The sequence below is a fragment of the Psychrobacter sp. CX14 genome, from assembly GCF_057396205.2.
On record NZ_CM183187.1, the window covers coordinates 1,156,089 to 1,174,535 of the forward strand.

Annotated in this window: 9 protein-coding genes; 2 read left to right on the forward strand and 7 right to left on the reverse strand. The window is 42.9% G+C overall.

Features of this window, described 5'->3' with window-relative positions; translation table 11 throughout:
* Positions 1-183 precede the first annotated feature (183 nt).
* The 6 genes from AC2SLO_RS04885 to AC2SLO_RS04910 form a co-directional block, all read right to left on the reverse strand.
* The gene (locus AC2SLO_RS04885; protein WP_486542787.1) at positions 184-4,605 is read right to left on the reverse strand and encodes a two-partner secretion domain-containing protein; all 4,422 of its coding nucleotides are present in this window, start codon (positions 4,603-4,605) and stop codon (positions 184-186) included.
* A gap of 346 nt (positions 4,606-4,951) precedes the next feature.
* Positions 4,952-6,724 (reverse strand): potassium/proton antiporter, encoded by a 1,773-nt coding sequence (locus AC2SLO_RS04890; RefSeq protein ID WP_486542785.1) that lies wholly within the window; start codon positions 6,722-6,724, stop codon positions 4,952-4,954.
* A gap of 351 nt (positions 6,725-7,075) precedes the next feature.
* Entirely contained in the window at positions 7,076-8,248 is a 1,173-nt protein-coding gene (locus AC2SLO_RS04895) for an ABC transporter permease (RefSeq protein ID WP_486542783.1), read from the reverse strand.
* A complete protein-coding gene (locus AC2SLO_RS04900) occupies positions 8,248-9,726 on the reverse strand; it encodes an ABC transporter permease (protein ID WP_486542781.1) in 1,479 nt (492 codons plus the stop codon). The genes AC2SLO_RS04895 and AC2SLO_RS04900 overlap by 1 nt, the downstream gene beginning before the upstream one ends.
* A 22-nt stretch (positions 9,727-9,748) precedes the next feature.
* Complete coding sequence (locus AC2SLO_RS04905; RefSeq protein WP_486542779.1) at positions 9,749-10,801, reverse strand: HlyD family secretion protein; 1,053 nt, start codon at positions 10,799-10,801, stop codon at positions 9,749-9,751.
* Between the two features lie 112 nt (positions 10,802-10,913).
* Positions 10,914-12,650, reverse strand: a complete 1,737-nt coding sequence (locus AC2SLO_RS04910) for a TolC family protein (RefSeq protein ID WP_486542777.1) — start codon at positions 12,648-12,650, stop codon at positions 10,914-10,916.
* Between the two features lie 465 nt (positions 12,651-13,115).
* On the opposite strand from AC2SLO_RS04910, the gene AC2SLO_RS04915 reads away from it, so the two are divergent.
* Positions 13,116-14,102, forward strand: a complete 987-nt coding sequence (locus AC2SLO_RS04915) for a TonB family protein (protein ID WP_486542775.1) — start codon at positions 13,116-13,118, stop codon at positions 14,100-14,102.
* 153 nt (positions 14,103-14,255) lie between these two features.
* Here AC2SLO_RS04915 and AC2SLO_RS04920 read toward each other — a convergent pair whose 3' ends face one another.
* On the reverse strand, positions 14,256-14,999 hold the full coding sequence (locus AC2SLO_RS04920; RefSeq protein WP_486542773.1) for a hypothetical protein: 744 nt from the start codon (positions 14,997-14,999) through the stop codon (positions 14,256-14,258).
* A gap of 1,776 nt (positions 15,000-16,775) precedes the next feature.
* Here AC2SLO_RS04920 and betB point away from each other — a divergent pair.
* Complete coding sequence (gene betB, locus AC2SLO_RS04925) at positions 16,776-18,287, forward strand: betaine-aldehyde dehydrogenase (protein WP_486542769.1); 1,512 nt, start codon at positions 16,776-16,778, stop codon at positions 18,285-18,287.
* Positions 18,288-18,447: the final 160 nt, after the last annotated feature.

Genomic DNA, 18,447 nt, shown 5'->3' on the forward strand with positions numbered 1-18,447 from the left:
AGGTGAGGCGTAAAAACAAGTTAAGGTTATCTTAGAGATGTCATAAGGAAGGGTTATGCAACAAAGGTGGAAAGATAATGAAAATAAAAAACGCGATAAGGTGACTTATCGCGTTTTAGTTTGAATAAAAGGGCAGTTTTCTCTTACTGTAAACGCCACCCTTATGGTTACTGTCTAAAGGGATTAATTACGGCCAATATAACCTTTCAAATAGTCCATTGGGTTTGAATTAAAGTCTGGGTTAAAGTGAAAGCTCCCAGAGTGTTGACTATTAGGCGCAAACGCTCCGCTTGTGCTGCTACCACCGATGGTGAGTTGATCATAATCTGCTTTAACGCCTGCTTTAATGCCGACAGGTGTCGTGTCGGTAGTCGTGGCATCGCTATGATCGATGTCAATATTGGCAATAGGCTTCACTCCAGCAATCGTGCCATTTTTAATATCTGAGGCAAGCTGAGACGCTGCATTTTCAGGCGTATATTTAACCGGAGAGCCTTCTGTTCCTAATGCGATATCGACCTTAGTTTCATTACTATGGCTTTGTAATACCTCATTATTAACATTGCCGCCAACATTGCCTTGCAGGTTGCCTGCATTGACACTGCTGCCTGATACGTTGACATTACCACCAACGTTAACATTTGCATTGTGACTGACGTTCACGCTGGCAGGGGTGTAAGACTGACTGTCTCCAGTGTCAACGCCAACATGGATATTACCAGCTTTTGGAACAAGAGCGTCATTTTCTTTTTTGGTTTCAATCTTGCCACCAAGATCGACAGATGTGTGCTGACCATGGTTTGAACCCGCTGAAACATTAAAGTCGCCATCAGTATTAATAGTAGCATTGTCCGCTGTAACGTTGGCATGACTCACATTGACGCCTTTATCGGCATTGATATTTATCTCGCCTGCGTTGACATCGCTGGTGCCAGTACTTTGGCTATTACTAGTGCCTGCTTTGATATTGCCGCCAATATCTAAACTGCTACCTCCTGAACCAACTTTAACGCTGGCATCAACTGCACCTGAACTACTATGTGCGTTATTTGTTGTGCCTGCGATATTAGCAGTGTTGGTATCAATATTTAGTTTGTCAGTAGTGAGGTTGGTGCCTTGTACGTTGACTGTACCGTTAGTACCGCTTGTTGACAGGTTAACATTACCTGCGGTAACGGTATTATTGACGCCCTCAACTGATGAACCGTTATGCCCGTTTGCCCCAACAGATACGCCAACCGAAGGTTTAGGGGTCGGTTTATTTAGTGCAAGACCACCAACATTGACGCTAACATCGAAGCCACCGCCAGTTGCATTGCTGGTATTTTCAGATTGGACAAGGCTAACTTCTTTACCGGCATCAACATTTAAGCTACCTGGCGTGGTGATATCGCTTTGAGAAACCACCGTATCATCGCCATGAATATTAACGTTTGCGCCTTCAATTGTGGCAGGTTTGGCAGTGGTGGTACCGGTTTGCTCATGCTGGAAATTGGCTGATACGCCAACTGAACCTGTAGGGCTAGCGCCTTCAAGACCGCCAAGTCCGAGATTAATGCTAGCTCCACCAGTGTTACTGGTGTCTTTTGTGCTGTCATAGCCTGAAGCAAGGGTTACATCTTTACCAGACAGGTTCACATCACCTGTTGCCTTGTAATGGGTGCCTTCATCGTTAAGGGCATTTGTAGCTTGTTCGTTGATAGTGCCTGCGGTGATCGTTGTGCCTGAACCTTGAGTTTGTACATTATTGTTACCAGAACCACTTGCACCAATATTAAGGCCAGCACTTAGGCCTCCTTTATAATCTGCAGAAGCTGAAAGGCCAATATTAATATCGACATTAGTATCAGATTTGGTCTGAGTCGCATGGGCTTGGTCATGGGTAATATTGGTCGCCTGCTCATTGACGGTATCTTGGGCAGTAATATTTGTGCCTGAATGATGAATGTCACTGTCTGCTTTGATAGTAACGTTTTGGCCGCTTAATTGACTCGCCAATGGGGTAGTTGTTTGATCAGATTTCTTCTGATTATTAACATCTAGTCCTAATCCAACGGTCACACCAGACGTATCAACGCTGCCTTTAAGACCTAAAAATACATCGGTATAGTCACTAGCAACCGTATGGCTGTCATCTTGAGCAGAGGTAGTGACATTATTACCGCTGATATTAAGATCATTTTCAGAAGTTACTTGACTACCAGCAATATTAACATCACCCCCTTTAAGGTTGGTTGTTCCGCCAGAAACAAGAGAGCCTGATACGGTTTGGGTATTGTCAGTATCGACATCATGGGTAATACCCAATCCAAAACGCCAATCAACTGACGCATCATCTAAGGCAATTACATTAGTTTCTTCTGGTATGGAGGCATCTTCTTCAAGGGTAGATTCAGTAGGGGTAACTTCATTTAATGTGCCTGCATCAGGTTGAGCTGCATATAATGCAGTAGTTATAGGCTGTGCTACCTGAGCTGATTTTGAAGTAGGTTCAGAAGCTTTTGCTTCAGTCAGATTAGTATCAGCCACTTTTGCATCAGCAGCATAGAGCGAAGGCTTTGTGGTTATATCCGCTACGATACCTAGGGTGTCATGAACAGTAGTCACATCATGAACATCCTTAACACCCACAATATTAAGCTCTTTACCGGCTTCTAAATCAAGTAGTCCTGCTGCTTTCACTTGGCTACCGACAATATTGATGTTTTGGTCAGTGACTAAGGCTAAATTGGTATAGGATTCTAAGACCGATTCATGATTTGTCTGATCAGTTGTGGTCGTAGTAAGGACATCGATAGGAATATCAAAAATAGTACCGGTACGATGCAGGTCTACATTTGTGGTGGTTTCGGTTGCGCCTTTGATATTAAAATCACCGTGCGGAGAGTTTAGGTAGGCGTTTTTAACGGCCAATACGCGGCTGCCCGTCAGGTTTAGCCCTTCGCCTGCATCAATGTATAACAAGTTGCTGGCTTGCACATCGGCACCGTTTTGAGTAATGATAGTGGTGTCATTATTGTCGGTTTGTGAGCCAAATAATCCGCCCCAATAAGTTACTTTATGATCGATATTATGGGTGGCCTTGCTGGTTTCGGCACTAAAAGATACGGTGCCTGGCGTTTTAAATTCCATATCTTTTGCGACAATTTGCGCCCCTGCGTATTCTTGATCACCGCCGCTGGTCATCGCCGCTTTGTTCGCCAAAATGGCGGTTGGAATATAGTAATCTCTACTCGCTGATTCAGAATCAACAACGCGTTTTAATGCAATAGTACCTAGTCTATTTTCAAAGGTAATATCGTGAAACTCATTGGCATTACCACCGCTTAACGCAATGCCATTGCCTGCGTTTAGACGTACCACAGGGGCAACAATTTGTGAGGAATTGCCGGAGATACTGCCGGTTTTAGCGTCTATATTGATATTATTACTTCGAATACTAGAACCATATAGTGCGGTTACTTTATCGGTATGAAACAGGGTCTCTTCTTTAAGTCCACCTTTTTGAGTATTGGTAGAGCGATAGATAGTATTAATTGTTTTCTCACCGTTTAGACCGATATTATCGCCTTGAAGATTGACTTTATTAGCGACTATTTGGGTACCGTTGAGCGATAAATTTTTTGTGGTTTGAATATCTACATTGTCGGCATTAATGCGTGTTGGTAAATAGTGTTGACCGATTTGCAACGTGGTCGAGGTAATCAGCGGAGAGTCTTTTTGACTGTATTGTTGTTCGAAGTTCTTAATGTTACCGTGCATATTAAGATTACCGGCACGGGCATTGAAATCTTTAGTATTAAACTCGACACCTTTCACATCCATAGTGGCACGATCGTCGGTACTATGCAGCGTGATACGCCCAGCTTGCATACTACCTAAAAGATTACCGTCTAGTACACGGTCGCTTTTTGCAGCGATAGAAGTTGCGCTTAAGCTACCGTCTGGATTAATACCGACTTTGTTGCGTCCCATCACGACATTGACGTTGTCTGCATTTTTAATATCCGTATCGGCATAGATTAGCGGGGCGATTAAATCCACCACTTTGGTATCGTCAAACTGAACACCACCGTAAATGCGTAGTCCGCGATCGTTTTTGGTGTTATAGCCTGTGAGTTTGCCATCGGTAATTTCAGGCTTAGCGACCGCTAGGCTCACTCTTGGAGCGTTGATAAACCCACAGCCTTCACAGCTGATGCCGTTGGGGTTGGCGAGTACATAGTCCGCCGCCATCCCAAAGACTTCTTGTTTACCCAGTAGCAAAGAGGGCTTACGGCTAACCACTTCATTTAAAATGACCGTAGCAGCTTGATTTTTTAAATTAGCATTGGCACCTAAGTTGCCCGCTAAAACAGATTGTCCGCTTTGAGTGGCATTATTAAGAACGGCACCAGATCTAGAAACGTTAAATTGATTATATTGGTTATGCGATAACCCTTGTGCATTTGGTGCGTTGATGTCCACCACTTCTACGCCGTTAGCCTGTTTCTGCACATTGACATTGCCCAGTGCGCGGATATCAGCCATCGCTGTACCTGACAGTGATGCGATGGCGATAAATGCGGTGATACGACCTGTGGCTGATAATTTCATAGATTTCATCGGTCATCCTTAAATAGCATAGTTAAAAGCGGAAATATTGATAAGCAATCACAGTTAAAAATGAATTGGTTAGGGTGTTAGACTTGCAGGAATTTAGTATAAAATCAATAACCTATGTGCAAAGTATTGTTCTTAATTAAGTATAAATAAATATAAAATAAGTCAGAGCTTACGCAAGAAATTCAGCTTTGAGCTGGTATGGTTAATCATAATATAAGGTATGCATTTACCTTGCTAATTGCAGAAAACATTCTCTATTTAACGGATTTAGGTAGGGGATACCCTTGTCTGTTATTAAGTTATTGCTAATTATATCAATTATTTATGAACAATTTATTACGATGGTTTAATAGTGCTTAAGGCCGACGGTTCTCAATATACCTTGCTTGTCGATATCTTTGATAATTAATGACCATTCTTCGTTGACTCTGACCGTATCGCCAGCAACGGGAGCAGTGTCCAAATTGGCTTCAATAAATTCTGCGACGGTCTGTTCCCACATATTAATAAGTGAGCCATCTTTATGATAAGTCATTTTGGTGTTAGGCGGGGTGGCGGCGATTTGTTCATTAAAGAAGGGTAAATCGCCGAGTTTTACGTTCGGCGATATCATCCAGTCGCCGTAGAAGTCTTCTACAGATCTTCTATCGAGTTTGATGTTGTTAAATATGCGCGCGATTTTGCCGGCATGATCACCGCGAAGACCGTACCAGACCCGATCACCAAATTTTAATCGGGTGTCTCTATCAACGATGACAATCTTTTCGGCTCTGACTAGTGCAAATACCGCAATCTCTTCGGTATCTATAGTGGTAGAGATGGCTTTGGGATGGCGTCCCATCGCAAAGGAACCTGCCTTGACCTCGAATTCATAGAGGGTAATGCGGGCTTGGTTGGATACCCAAATCTCCATTTCCTCTTCAGGCTCGGCAATTTTGGGAATGCGTACTTTGAATACATTGGCCATAAATGGAATGCTGCTGCCTTGTACCACCAGAGATAAAATTACCACGCCAAATGCGATATCGAACAGTAAAAATGCATCTTCGACACCAGCAATAATTGGCAATATAGCCAGCGTAATGGGTACTGCACCGCGCAAACCTACCCATGAAATAAAACCAATTTCACGGTCTTTAAACCCAAAAGGTTTGATACCGGCATAAACCGCAATAGGGCGTGCGATAAATACCATAAAGGCGGTGATAGCCACAGAATAGTGCCAGACGTTGAGCACGTTAGAGGGTGTGACAAGCAGGCCCAGTACAACGAATAAAATGGCTTGTGATAGCCAAGCAAAGCTGTCCATAACCCGCAGAACGTGTTCGGTTGCACGTACCTTATGGTTCCCGATGAGTATCCCTGCCAAATATATGGCCAAAAATCCACTACCTCCAATCAGGTTGGTTGCCGAGAATACGCTTAAACCTGCTGATAGAATCAGAATGGCGTACATACCTTCGGCCAAATGGATTTTTGGTAATAACTTAGATAGCAGATAGCCGGCAAGTAGACCCATAATCAAGCCAAAGCCGAGTTGCTCAACCAATAATCCAATAAAGCCCATAGCCGTTTGACCTTCAGGATCAACATTTAGGGCGATTAAACCAGTTACCAACAAGATGGCAGCGGGGTCGTTGGCACCAGACTCTAACTCTAGAGTGGCTTGGACGCGGTCGTTGAGTTTTACACCGCCATTACGCAGCAAGGAGAATACAGCAGCGGCATCGGTTGAACCCACGATAGCTGCCATCAGAAGACCAATACGCCAGTCGACATCTAATAGCCACGTAACGAATAAGCCCAATATTAAGACAGTAGCAAACACCCCCCAAGTGGCAAGGGTAAGTGCTGGTTTTAGACCGACCCTGAATGATTGAAATGAGGTGCGTAATCCGCCATCAAGCAAAATACAGGCGAGGGCTGCTTGTCCGACAAAGTTAGCTAAGCCATATTGTGAAAACTCAATCCCTAAAATACCTTGCTCGCCGGCAAGCATTCCCACGGCTAAAAATAGCAGTAACAACGGAATACCCAAGCGGGCCGATAAGGTACTGGCCATAATGCTTGAGAATATAAGCAATGCGCTTACCAAGTATATGATATTTAGGGTTTCCATCGTATCGATTGACCTTGATAAATAGGTTAAGTTCTAGGCTAAGTGTTGAATATTAAGTATTAAGCTTTCGATAAAGATAAATATAAAAATATAATCATAAACCGATTATAGGCAGTATCTATGCTGCAATAAACTATCTTTAAGTTACTGTGTATACAAAATATAGTCAGCAGACTACTAAACGGTTATGCTGTTAGAATCGTTTTGGGCGCTTTAACGATACGGTGTTGGTTTAGGAAATAGCGCATAAATGCAGACATAAAAAAGCCGGTTTTGATAATAAAATTGTCAAAATCGGCTTTATTTTAATGCGGTAGAGTATGGTTTGCTATACGCTTCTAGAGGCTAAGCCTAGCGTCTGGGTGCTCGTTTGAGCTGACGCTGCTGAGCCCAGAGTAGTAGCAAAAAGGTAATCAAACCAAGAGCGACTAAATGGTATAAATAACCACTGACATGCGACAGGGAAGCGCCAATTTGGTTTAGCTGAACCGATGCATTCATACCCGAGGTCGAAGGAAACATCCAACGTATATATTGCAAGGGTACGGGTAATTGGCTAACTGGCCATGGATACCCACTTAAAAAGAATATGGGCAGGGAGCTGAAAATAAGAATCTGCATGCTGCGCTCGCGCTCTTTAAACCACATGCCAAGCAAGCAGCCCATGGTAGCGACAACGGGTGCATATATCGCCATAAATACTAAGGTGCCTAATATATTATGTCCACGGGGGTAATCTTGGAAGGTAAATACCCAACCATAATAGAAGCAGGCCACCCAAAAGGTGATAAAAGATAAAGCCAATATGCGGCCAATCCAGCCAGACATACTGGCATTTTGACGTCTGTTTTCATGCCATGTACCGATAAGCAGCGCAGTTCCCATCATTAGTGTCTGCTGCAAAATCAATAGGGCCACGGCAGGCACGACATAGGCGCCATAGCCTTCACTGCGGTTAAACATAGGGTCGATACGTAGTGGTACCGCCTGAGTGCTAGTTTTGGCAGTTTCTATGTATGCGCCTTGTGCCACATTGCGTTTTATCTCCACGCCTGCCGACACGGTTCCGATAGCTTGAGTAAAGCCTACTTGTACCTGCTTGTTCAATAGAAAATAGCCGTTATTACCCAAGATAGAAACATGTGCCGGTTTGCTGGCATACACATCCTTCTCTAGATTGTTGGGAATAATCAGATAACCGGCTATTTCATCACGGTACATGGCTTCTACCGCATCTTGCTGCGTCGGATAAGCACGCACGCTAAGATTTGGACTGGCGTCACTGTATCGGGCGATGGTTTTGGATAAGGTACTGTGGTCTTTATCGACGATACCAACTGGAATCTCTTTGACCACTTCACTGCGATACGGCCACGGGTAGAAGAAGCCATAAATAATGGGCGCGATAATCAGCATTAATAACACGCCCTTGTCTTTAAAAATAGAGGCAAGCGTGCCTAAGAAGCCTTGCAGAAAGGTGCGGTGGGTGATTTGCTGCGGAGACGGTTTGGTGAATTTTGGCATTAACGTGCTCCCCAGCGATCTGGATTTTTAAAGGCACGAAGACTCAGTAGGGCGGTGAGCACTAAGGTAACTGCGACCGCAATAATGAGCCCCATTAACGTCGGCAAGGCGATGCTAGCAGGTGCGAGCATTTGCAGCTGACCGATATGTATTTTTAGATAATGGGTGAGTGGCAGGGCATTCGCCCAGCGCTGAGCGCCATCACTCATTGCCAGTAGAGGAAAGGTGACACCGGCAAAGGCAAACGAGGGTGCAGACACAAAAGCAGTGCTCGACAACCCCATACGCAGCGAATAACTGGTTAAGCTAAAAATTGCACCCAGCCAAAGTGAAATCATGGTCAGCGCTATAAACGCAATAAAGACGATAAACACAGATAATAAACTGGCAGAATGCGAAATCACTGCTAGGGTAACGGCTAGGCCACCCCATAACATAAAGAACAGCAGTGCCCAAATCAGTTTACCATTAAGTCCGACCACTAAAGCTAAAATAGAGACCTTCTTTGGCATGCGGGGTTTGACGTTTTTATTAAAATCTATCTGGTATGGATATTTAAATTCATTAGGCACACGGTCGACCTGCTGCCGATACCTATAGCTCAGTTCAGGTAACTTGCTAAAATCAACCGGCAGCTGCCAACTCTTGTCTAATTTGGCATGCAAAAAAGCCAGTTTCTTCTTCGGAGGTACGTGCTTGAGGCGTTTGAAGTCAGGATAAGGCATATCCTTATAAATCATGGTGTGATACCACAAAGAGAAGGTCTTATCACGAACCTCTCGGCCAATGGTCGTGGCACCAATAATCATCGCTAGAATATGTAACAGCGCAGGGATGACGGTTGAGGCCAGAAACTGTTGATAGTTTGCACCAATATTGAATAGGTTAATGCGCTCAACCCCGATAGGCGAGTAGGAGATACGGGCTTGCTCGCTATAGCTACCTTGCTTGACGGTACGCTTGATTTCCACGCCTGCCGATACAGTTCCGACTACCGTCTGCACCCCGCGTTGCACGATACCAGAGTGTGTCCCGTATTGCGCATTAACCTTTAAGATGACCGGAGAGGGTGCTCCTTGGTTTATTTGGTCAGCAAAATCATTGGGAATGACCACGACCGCATATATGTTTTGACTTAGGATGTCTTCATTGGCCTGCTTAAGGTTTTGATAATTACCAGTAACTTTGAGATCAGGACTGGCATCCAAATAACGGGTTAGCAGTCTCGAGTAGTTGCTTTTACTATTATCTATCACACCAATAGGTAAATCGACAATATAGGGTTTTGAGAATATCCACCATACGCCCAAAATAGTCAGCAGCGGTAGCCATAGCAGCATCACATAATCCCATGAGTTATGCAGCAGGAATCTGCCTTCATAACGCGCACTGCGCAAAAATACAGACAGCAAGGATGAGCGTCTATTGCTTGTATTATCAAAGACAATGTCAGGTTTATCGCTTTTAGACTCGGACATAATCTAGCCTATACTCGCAATATTAATTGGCATTATTAGGATTTTCACTGGCGGCGGTAAGCTCGACTACCACGCTCATACCTGAACGTATCTTAGCATCTGGGGTAGTGGGGCGCGCTTTGACTTCAAACGTGCGCACATCATAATTGTCTTCACTATTGGTGGCACGCCAAGTGGCAAAATCAGACATTGAGGCGGTATTAAACACCTTAAACGTCATCTTATATGGACTGCCTGCTGTCGATAAGGCAGGTAAGGTCCCGACAAACTCTTTGCCGATACTAAAGTGATTTAAATTATTTTCTGTGACATTGAGCACCACCCATTGCTGGTTCGGATCAACCAAGGTCATGATAGGCACACCTTCACCAATAACTTCACCTGGATTAATAATCACATCATCAACGATACCTGAGATTGGGCTTTTTAGATTGGCCTCATCTTGCGCTACTTGCGCCTCTTCAATCTTAGCATCAACTTGTGCTACTTGCGCTTGTGCCGCTTGTTTGTCCTCTTCGCGCGCGCCTTCTAGTGCCAATTCATATTGCAGGCGAGCGGCATCGGCTTTGTCTTGGTTGGCCACATATTGGGTATAGGCTTCATCACGCTTTTGACGTGCCATTAGGCCTTCTTGATACAAGCGGTTGACGCGCTCGTACGTGCTTTTTGCTAGATCGGCAGCGGCTTGGTTGGCCTGCCATGCTGCTTTAGCTTGTCCAATCTCTTGCGGACGTGCGCCATTTTCGGCTTTATCTAACTGGCTTTGCGCCATATCACGTGCTGCTTGCGCCTGATTCATCTTAGCACTAATCTCAGGTGAGTCCATCTCGATTAATTGCTGGCCCGCTTCTACCGCATCGCCTTCCGTTACCAAGATTTTAGCAATACGCCCCGGTACTTTGGCTGCAATCGCTGTCGACTGCATCTCCATCTCACCTTGCAGAGTAATTGTCTGCTCAGTACTCTGAACACTTTTGTTCAAACCATAGACGATAAGCCCTATAACGATAAGAACGACTAGGGTGATAATAATATTTCTAAGCATTATAGGGCTGGGTTTTTTTGAAGCGTTCATGCATTTATCCTGACGATAAAAATAAAATTAATAGTAAGTCTAAGAGCAAATGGGCATTGATTGCCGTATTAAATAAAGAGCCCTAGAAATGGAGGCTCGCTAATATTCAATATTAATAGACAGTTGGCAGTTTAATATCTGCCGCTGCCATATAGTCATTAAAGGCCTGCGGCGTGCCGATACTTTCCATCAATGCTGCCAGTGCTTGTACATAATCGTTAGCTGCTGAGGTTTGCTCGGTTTGCGCTTGCAAATAACGGGTCTGTGCGGTGGTCACATCAAGTGCGGTATTAACCCCTTCTTCTAAGCCAAGGCGTTTTAGGCGCAGTAACTCTTTGGCTAATAATATATTGCTGTTTAACGAGTGATAGCGAATACGTGCGTTCTCGACCGACTGCCAGTTTTTCTCAACCAATAACATAATATTATCACTGGCATCGACTTTGGCTAATAGAGCTTGACGCATTCTTGCTTTACTTGAGGCGTGTTGCGCGTTTTTATTGAGTCCACCCCATAGTTTCCAACTGGCTGAGATACCAGCAATCCAACTGGGGTCATCATCAATCTCATGATAGCCAAATAAAGATACGGTTGGTTTATATCCAGTGTTAGAGAATTGACTTAACGATTCGGCTTGTGCGTATTTGGCATCGACTTTTTTTAGCCCTGGGTGATTTTGTAGAGCTATATCCTGAAAATGCTTTAAAGGGGGTAAAGGTTTTGATGACACAAATAGGGGCGTAACCGGTTTAACAGGATTAGGTGTACGTAGTAAGCGCTGTAGAGCAGTCATCGCGAGCTGTGCATCATGATTGGCTTTAATTGACTCACTCTCAGCTTCTGCTAAGGCGCTCTTTGCCTCTAACCGTTCAACACGTGAGATAAAGCCTTCTTGCAATAAGCGTTCTGCGGTATAGTCTGTCTCTTTAATGGTATTGAGCGCATCTTCACGTAAGTAGGCCGCAATTATTGCAAGCTGTGCGGTAAAGTAGCGATTAATCAGCGTCGTCTGCAACGTATCGTTATCCATTAACGCATCGGCTTGACTCTCTTCGGTACGTGCATCAGCAAGGCTAGTAATGGCTTTAGTACGCCCCGCAGTATAAATTGGCCATAACACGGCGACTCCAGCACTAACATTACTTGACTCACGCCTTATTTCATACTCATCAGGGATGCTTCTATCAGCAATAGCAGGTAGCTCCGATATGATACCTGAGCCAATAGTAGGTAGTGAGGAGAGATTTCTATCAAGCTCTCGATTAATATCTGTTTTGATACTGGTTAAATCAACATCTGTATCTACTCTAAAACGCGTTGCTCCAGCCCGCAAAAAAACTATCGGCTTGTTTAAGTCTTCTGTGGCCTCAGACAGCAGCTGATTGGCTGCGATACCCGCATTATTCCCTGCCAGTTTCGGTGAGACTTGTAACAACACATGCTGTGCTTGGCCTAGACTTAGCTTTTCAGGGACATCAATGGAATAAGTATCGTTGATCGCAATACCAGTCGTCGGATCGATAATATTTTGTAGTGGAAAGGTTTGATAACTACCGGCCTCTAGGCCTTCAGCGATTTCAGTAATACTTGGTGTGGTGGTGCTGATTTGATGGGCTTGATTAGAAGGCGTGATATAGCCATCCAAACTCTCGGCATGCGCACTGAGCGTATTGAGTACTAGGGAGATGCCTAGTGCAGTAGGTAGTTTTAAAGCAATGCTAATGGCACGACTTAAAGACGTGTTTTTTGAGCGCACAAGAGGTTGGCCACAGTAAGAGGCTAAGCCTGTTACTATAGAGGTAGTGCTTTTATCAGCAGCGGTAACGGATTTTGACTTAAATAATGACATAATGGCGACTGACTAGTAGAAGAAAGGTACGAATGGGAGTGAACTCCATAATAACGTATTATCACGCCGGCTTAGATGCTTTAATACTTAGATAAGAGATATTGCCTTATGAGTGATAATTTAATGGCATATCATTTTATACTATTTTTCGAGAAATCTTATCTTACTGCTGAGTTTTTTTGACCATTTGTATAACTTACTCATGGAATAGGGTGCTGAGTGCGTGTCAATAAGCGATAAGTTTGGTCATCAACCCATAGGTTTGCTAGGTTGTGATGCTAATTATATAGTGTATATTAATTCAATGATGATTAATAATAATAAAAATTTAAATCGCCTTATAGCTCTCTATACAAGTATCACTCGTTGTTAATACGAGAACCTGAGTCCAACAAAACGCTATAGTTAGACCTGTCGCGTTAACACAGCCTAACCAATAAACAAATCAATGAGTTATAAAAGCCTATGGATGAAATCGCTAAGACCAAATCCAAATTTGGTAAAGTTCATATCATCACTACATTCATCGTTATTATGCTGCATGCGTTTTTTGCATGGGTGTTTGTTAATTCAAAAGTGCCTCAGCCGCCTAAGCCTGCTGTGTTAACGATAGAAAATGATACGGTTGAGAAAGTACGGCCAATGCAGGTGCAATTTATTGATGTCTCCGCTAGTCGTTCTAACAGCTCTGATTCATCTGCTTCAAGTGCTGGTTCAGATATAGCATCTGCAAAGGCTGCTATTGATGCAAACAATAAATTGTCTAGTAATACTGGTGAAAGTGGAGAGGCTGATATTGATGACAGTGATAGGAGTGTAGATGTCGTTAAGCCCAAAGCGCAACAACAAGAGGTGCCATCTAATAATTTGATTCCTAAAAAGTCGGTAGATAATGATGCTACGCAGACTACGGATCAGTCCAACAACCCTCTCGATAAGTCCAATAATCAGATATTAAATGACGATTTAATTGACAATTTAGATGTTGATAACGAACCAGATACAGGTGGGCAGGCAGGTAATACGGGTAGTGATACTGCCACTAAAGATGCCTCCTCACAAAGCAACAGTGCCAGTAATGATCAAGATGGCAATGTTATCAAAGGACAAGTCCATAACGAGAACGGTCAAAAAGGAGGAGAGCGTACCAATCAACCGCCTAAAGAATTTGCATTAGGTGATGCAAAATGGATTACTGAACCTAAATTTAAGCTACCGAATAGATTTAGACGTAACAGCGGGCCAATTGTTGTTTATGTGCTCAGGCTTAAGCTAACCGTTGATAAGCAGGGGAATGTGACCAACGCTAGAACCTTAGATTCTTCTGGTAATACCTCAATTGATAAGGAAATGGAGCGTATCGCAAAGACCGGTGAGCTTGTCCCCTTTACCGACAGCCAAGGTAACCCCACCACAGGTACGGTTGTTGTCCCGATTAAACTAGAAGCTTAAGTTAGTTGTAAGAGCATACATGTTGGCAGGATAAAGGGGAGTATTCAAAAAATTAACCTAAGACCGCTTAACAGTCTTAGGTTATATCATCATCAGGCGCAGTATTAAACTAGCTTAAATACTGGGTTCTACAAGCGTATTTAAATAGCGTGATTACTTTTGTAATTTAGGACGTGCTTTTTTAACTGCTTTTAATAGGGCGGCCTTAAATTCGCCTGGTCCAAACTTCACTAAATCTGAGTGAGCAGCGCAAAAGTTTTGTGTCTCCTGCCATTTATCTGCTAACTCTTCTGCCCAATCACAGTATTTTTGTCCGGCATTAGGCTCGTCTTTCAACGCCTTTTTGGTGGTTGGGTGCAGTGACAGCTCAGGCATAACGGCTTGTAGGATTTTTGCTGGCGGAGTGACAAAGGTGTCATCAACGTGCAAGCTTTTGCTAGCAGGATGGTGAGCAAGCAGTGAGCTGGCATGAATCATCTCGTTTTCAGAGATATAGTCAATACCCTCTGGTAATGAGAACTCAAGTTCAGGGTAGCGGGCAGCAACAGCATCACTCTCTACCAAGTCATCAGCCCAGTTTACTTCAGGTATCTTTGTCTTATGACGGCTACTGCCGTAGTTAATAGCATTTGGAAAATCTTTGGCCATCTGTTTACAATGTACGGTGTGAAAAGGATGCAGGTTTAAAATAGCTTCTACTTTCTCACCATTATCAGTTAATTGCATTACGTTGTCGCGTACTTCGCCGGTTAGGGTGTAGCTGTCCAAAAAGATAAATTTACCGGATTCTAGTTGTACTAATGAACACTGAGTACCGATATCTATAAATCCGCCCAGTTTGAATGAGCCACGTATGTTCCAAAATCCCGAACCTAGGTCAATTATCTTATCTGCCATATTTTTCTCTATTTATTAATGGATGAGTTTTATTCAACGGATAAAGCGCTGTAATTAGTATATGAACCATACTGCCTTAGCAGTGAATAAAAGTCTATTAATGAACAGTGACAACCTGTTTGGCCTTTATCACAGGCAGTAGAGATTGGATTGACGAGAGATAAGGATAACCGAGTCAATAGGCACAGTAATTAATCAATAAGGGTTAGGCAATCTTCACAGCGCCAAGGTTCATCAGGCAAGTGTATTAACTCAGTAGGGTAGTGGATACGGCGTAGGCGTTGGCATACTTGGCAATGGTAACGCGTATCATAGACGTGACAAAATTCTAATATGGCAAAGACTTCAGTCGAGCTCGGTAACCTAAATAATTGGCGAAACCTCTCTATTTGCCTTTCGATATCATTATAAGACGCAATCTTGGTTTTTGTCCAAAACAGGCGGCACAGTAGACGTTGTCTTGACGTTAGGATAGGGTCGAAGTAGAGCTCTAGTGGTTGGGGTGGTCTCATCCAATAGCCTTTACAATAGGAGTGGCAAAATAGTGTGTTGGCCCGCATTATATAGCAGAGATTATCATAAGGTTTTTAAGGGGTTATTATTATAGAGCAGTCGGCGTTATTCGTCAGCTGTTTATCTATTGATGATAATTTTAAGTTAAGCCATCATTTGAGAAGCCTTCTTAACAGTCTATTCAATAGAATACTTTCAAAAAGTATCAGTTTTAATTTTAAAGGAAACTGGACAAATGACGAGCTGGGTCTGTCTCACGAACGGCTTTAGAATCTTCAACGGTTAAGCCAAGTGCTGTTGCTGCTCACGAGCTAAACATTGTTAACTCATACCTAACAATCACGGTATAAAGCTATATTCTTAATATAGGTTATCAATTCAGTGGTAATAAAGCGTCATTAGATACCACATCTTAAATACAGTGACTCTCTCAAGCCTTAGCAAACTCTTAAATTTATTGCTAACCGGTCTTTTTTCAATATTCATTTAACCCTATTTACTATCATTTTAAAATTAAATTAATCGTGAATTCTTGATTGGTCTAATTAATATATGACAGTTATTTATAGTGAGCAATAAGAATAATAATAAATAAGATGAGATATATTTTATGAAGTTATAGTTAATTAAAAAAAGCGTAAAATATATTGGATAATATACTAAATATTGAGATTTATCTGGCTGTGGAGTAGGTATCGTAAACTGAATAGGATGAATTCGGGCTACCGTTTTTTGATGAATTTGTTATAATAAGTGAACAATAGTTTGCTCCATGACTGCCTACTATATTCTACTATATTGAAAAATAAAGAATTATTGAGTGAAGAGCTACCTGATAAGTAAAATTGAGTTTGCTTTGCGGTTGAGCTCTTTTTTTATTCCCAAAAAAGCCAATTGCAGATAGCTATTGTGTAGATTTTTGATTAACTCATGACTATCATGGCTAGCCTATTGGCAATGTTAATCAGCCATTAAGCCTTGAATTAAGGCGTTTATACGACACTTGGTGTTTATTTATTACTGTTTATATAGCCGATTAGACGTTACGTTTTGTACGAATGTTTGGGTTTTAGACCAATCGTCCTAATTTAATAGTTTTAGTATCTGATTAAACGATTTTAGCCATTGAGTGAATATAAATGACTCGTTACTAGCGTATTTTAATCAGCATCCGTATTACCGAATAAGAATTTAGTGTAAGCAACCTGCTCTTCGTGATGTTGAGTATGTGGTGTTGTTTTCTTTTGATTTAAGGAGTTCGTTATGACCAATACATATCATTCTAATATTAGCGAAGGTAAGGTTAAATATGACGCAGTGCAAACCGCCTATATCAATGGCGCTTATTTGCCTGTTGATGAGTCACTAACCAAATTTGATACCGTTAATCCTGCGACAGGCGAGGTTGTGGCGACGATTCAGCAAACAACCAAAGAGCAAGTCGATGAGGCGGTAAAAGCGGCGCAAGAGGGTCAGAAGATTTGGGCAAGTATGACACCGGTTGAGCGCAGTCGTATTTTGCTAAAAGCGGTGGATATTTTACGTGAGCGTAATGACGACTTAGCAGTGCTTGAGACTTATGAGACGGGTAAAGGTCTGTCTGAAACCAAAGCGGTAGATATTGTCACTGGTGCTGATGTCATTGAATATTATGCAGGTTTGGCGCCGGCATTAGAAGGTCGTCAAATTCCATTACGTGAGACAAGTTTTGTTTATACCCGTGAAGAGCCGTTGGGTGTGGTTGCTGGCATTGGTGCTTGGAACTATCCGATTCAAATCGCAATGTGGAAATCAGCCCCGGCTCTAGCGGCAGGTAACGCCATGGTATTTAAGCCATCGGAGGTGACGCCACTGTCTGCATTAAAACTAGCTGAAATTTATTCAGAAGCCGGTTTGCCAGACGGTGTATTTAGTGTAGTACAAGGTAATTATGAAGTGGGTACAGCGCTGACCAATCATCCAGACATTGCCAAAGTGTCTTTCACTGGGGGTGTCGACACCGGTAAGAAAGTAATGGAAGCAGCAGCCGGCTCATCACTTAAAGATGTCACCATGGAGCTGGGTGGTAAATCGCCATTGGTTATCTTTGATGATGCTGATATCGATATGGCGGCAGACATTGCGATGATGGCCAATTTCTACAGCTCAGGTCAGGTATGTACCAACGGTACGCGCGTGTTTATACCAAACTCTATCAAAGAGAAGTTTGAACAAGCCATTGTTGAGCGTGTCAATCGCATCAAAATTGGTGACCCAATGGATGAAAGCGTGACCATGGGGCCAATGGTCAGCTTCAAGCATATGGACAACGTTTTAAGCTATATCGAGGATGGTAAAACCAGTGACGCCAAACTGCTGTGTGGCGGTGAGCGATTAACCTCTGGTGAGTTTGCTAAAGGGGCTTATATTGCGCCTACCGTATTTACAGATTGCACAGATGAGATGCGTATTGTGCGCGAGGAAATCTTTGGTCCAGTGATGTCAATTTTAGGTTATGACACCGAAGAAGAAGTTATTCGCCGTGCCAACGATACCAATTACGGATTGGCTGCTGGTATTGTCACCAAAGACTTGACTAGAGCCCATCGTGTGATTGCACAGATTGAGGCAGGCATTTGCTGGATTAACACGTGGGGCGAGTCACCTGCGCCAATGCCAGTGGGCGGTTATAAGCATTCAGGTGTTGGCCGTGAAAATGGTGTGCAAACCTTAAAGCATTACACTCAGACCAAATCGGTTCAAATTGAACTGGGCGGCTTTGAATCTGTATTTTAAGACGTTCTTTAATATAAAGCGCTAATACTCACTGTGTTACTACTGTATTGAGTATCCGGTAACAGTGCTTAGCGTCTTTTTTATGCCACTGCTTTCTTTGTTTAGATGCTCAAAATAATGTTTAGATGCTCAAACGATGATTGCAGTGAATGAATCACTT

Excerpts from the sequence above, each read along its gene's own strand:
- AC2SLO_RS04885 (WP_486542787.1), bottom strand. The coding sequence starts at position 4,605 with ATGAAATCTATGAAATTATCAGCCACAGGTCGTATCACCGCATTTATC.
- AC2SLO_RS04890 (WP_486542785.1), bottom strand. The coding sequence starts at position 6,724 with ATGGAAACCCTAAATATCATATACTTGGTAAGCGCATTGCTTATATTC.
- AC2SLO_RS04895 (WP_486542783.1), bottom strand. The coding sequence starts at position 8,248 with ATGCCAAAATTCACCAAACCGTCTCCGCAGCAAATCACCCACCGCACC.
- AC2SLO_RS04900 (WP_486542781.1), bottom strand. The coding sequence starts at position 9,726 with ATGTCCGAGTCTAAAAGCGATAAACCTGACATTGTCTTTGATAATACA.
- AC2SLO_RS04905 (WP_486542779.1), bottom strand. The coding sequence starts at position 10,801 with ATGAACGCTTCAAAAAAACCCAGCCCTATAATGCTTAGAAATATTATT.
- AC2SLO_RS04910 (WP_486542777.1), bottom strand. The coding sequence starts at position 12,650 with ATGTCATTATTTAAGTCAAAATCCGTTACCGCTGCTGATAAAAGCACT.
- AC2SLO_RS04915 (WP_486542775.1), top strand. The coding sequence starts at position 13,116 with ATGGATGAAATCGCTAAGACCAAATCCAAATTTGGTAAAGTTCATATC.
- AC2SLO_RS04920 (WP_486542773.1), bottom strand. The coding sequence starts at position 14,999 with ATGGCAGATAAGATAATTGACCTAGGTTCGGGATTTTGGAACATACGT.
- betB (WP_486542769.1), top strand. The coding sequence starts at position 16,776 with ATGACCAATACATATCATTCTAATATTAGCGAAGGTAAGGTTAAATAT.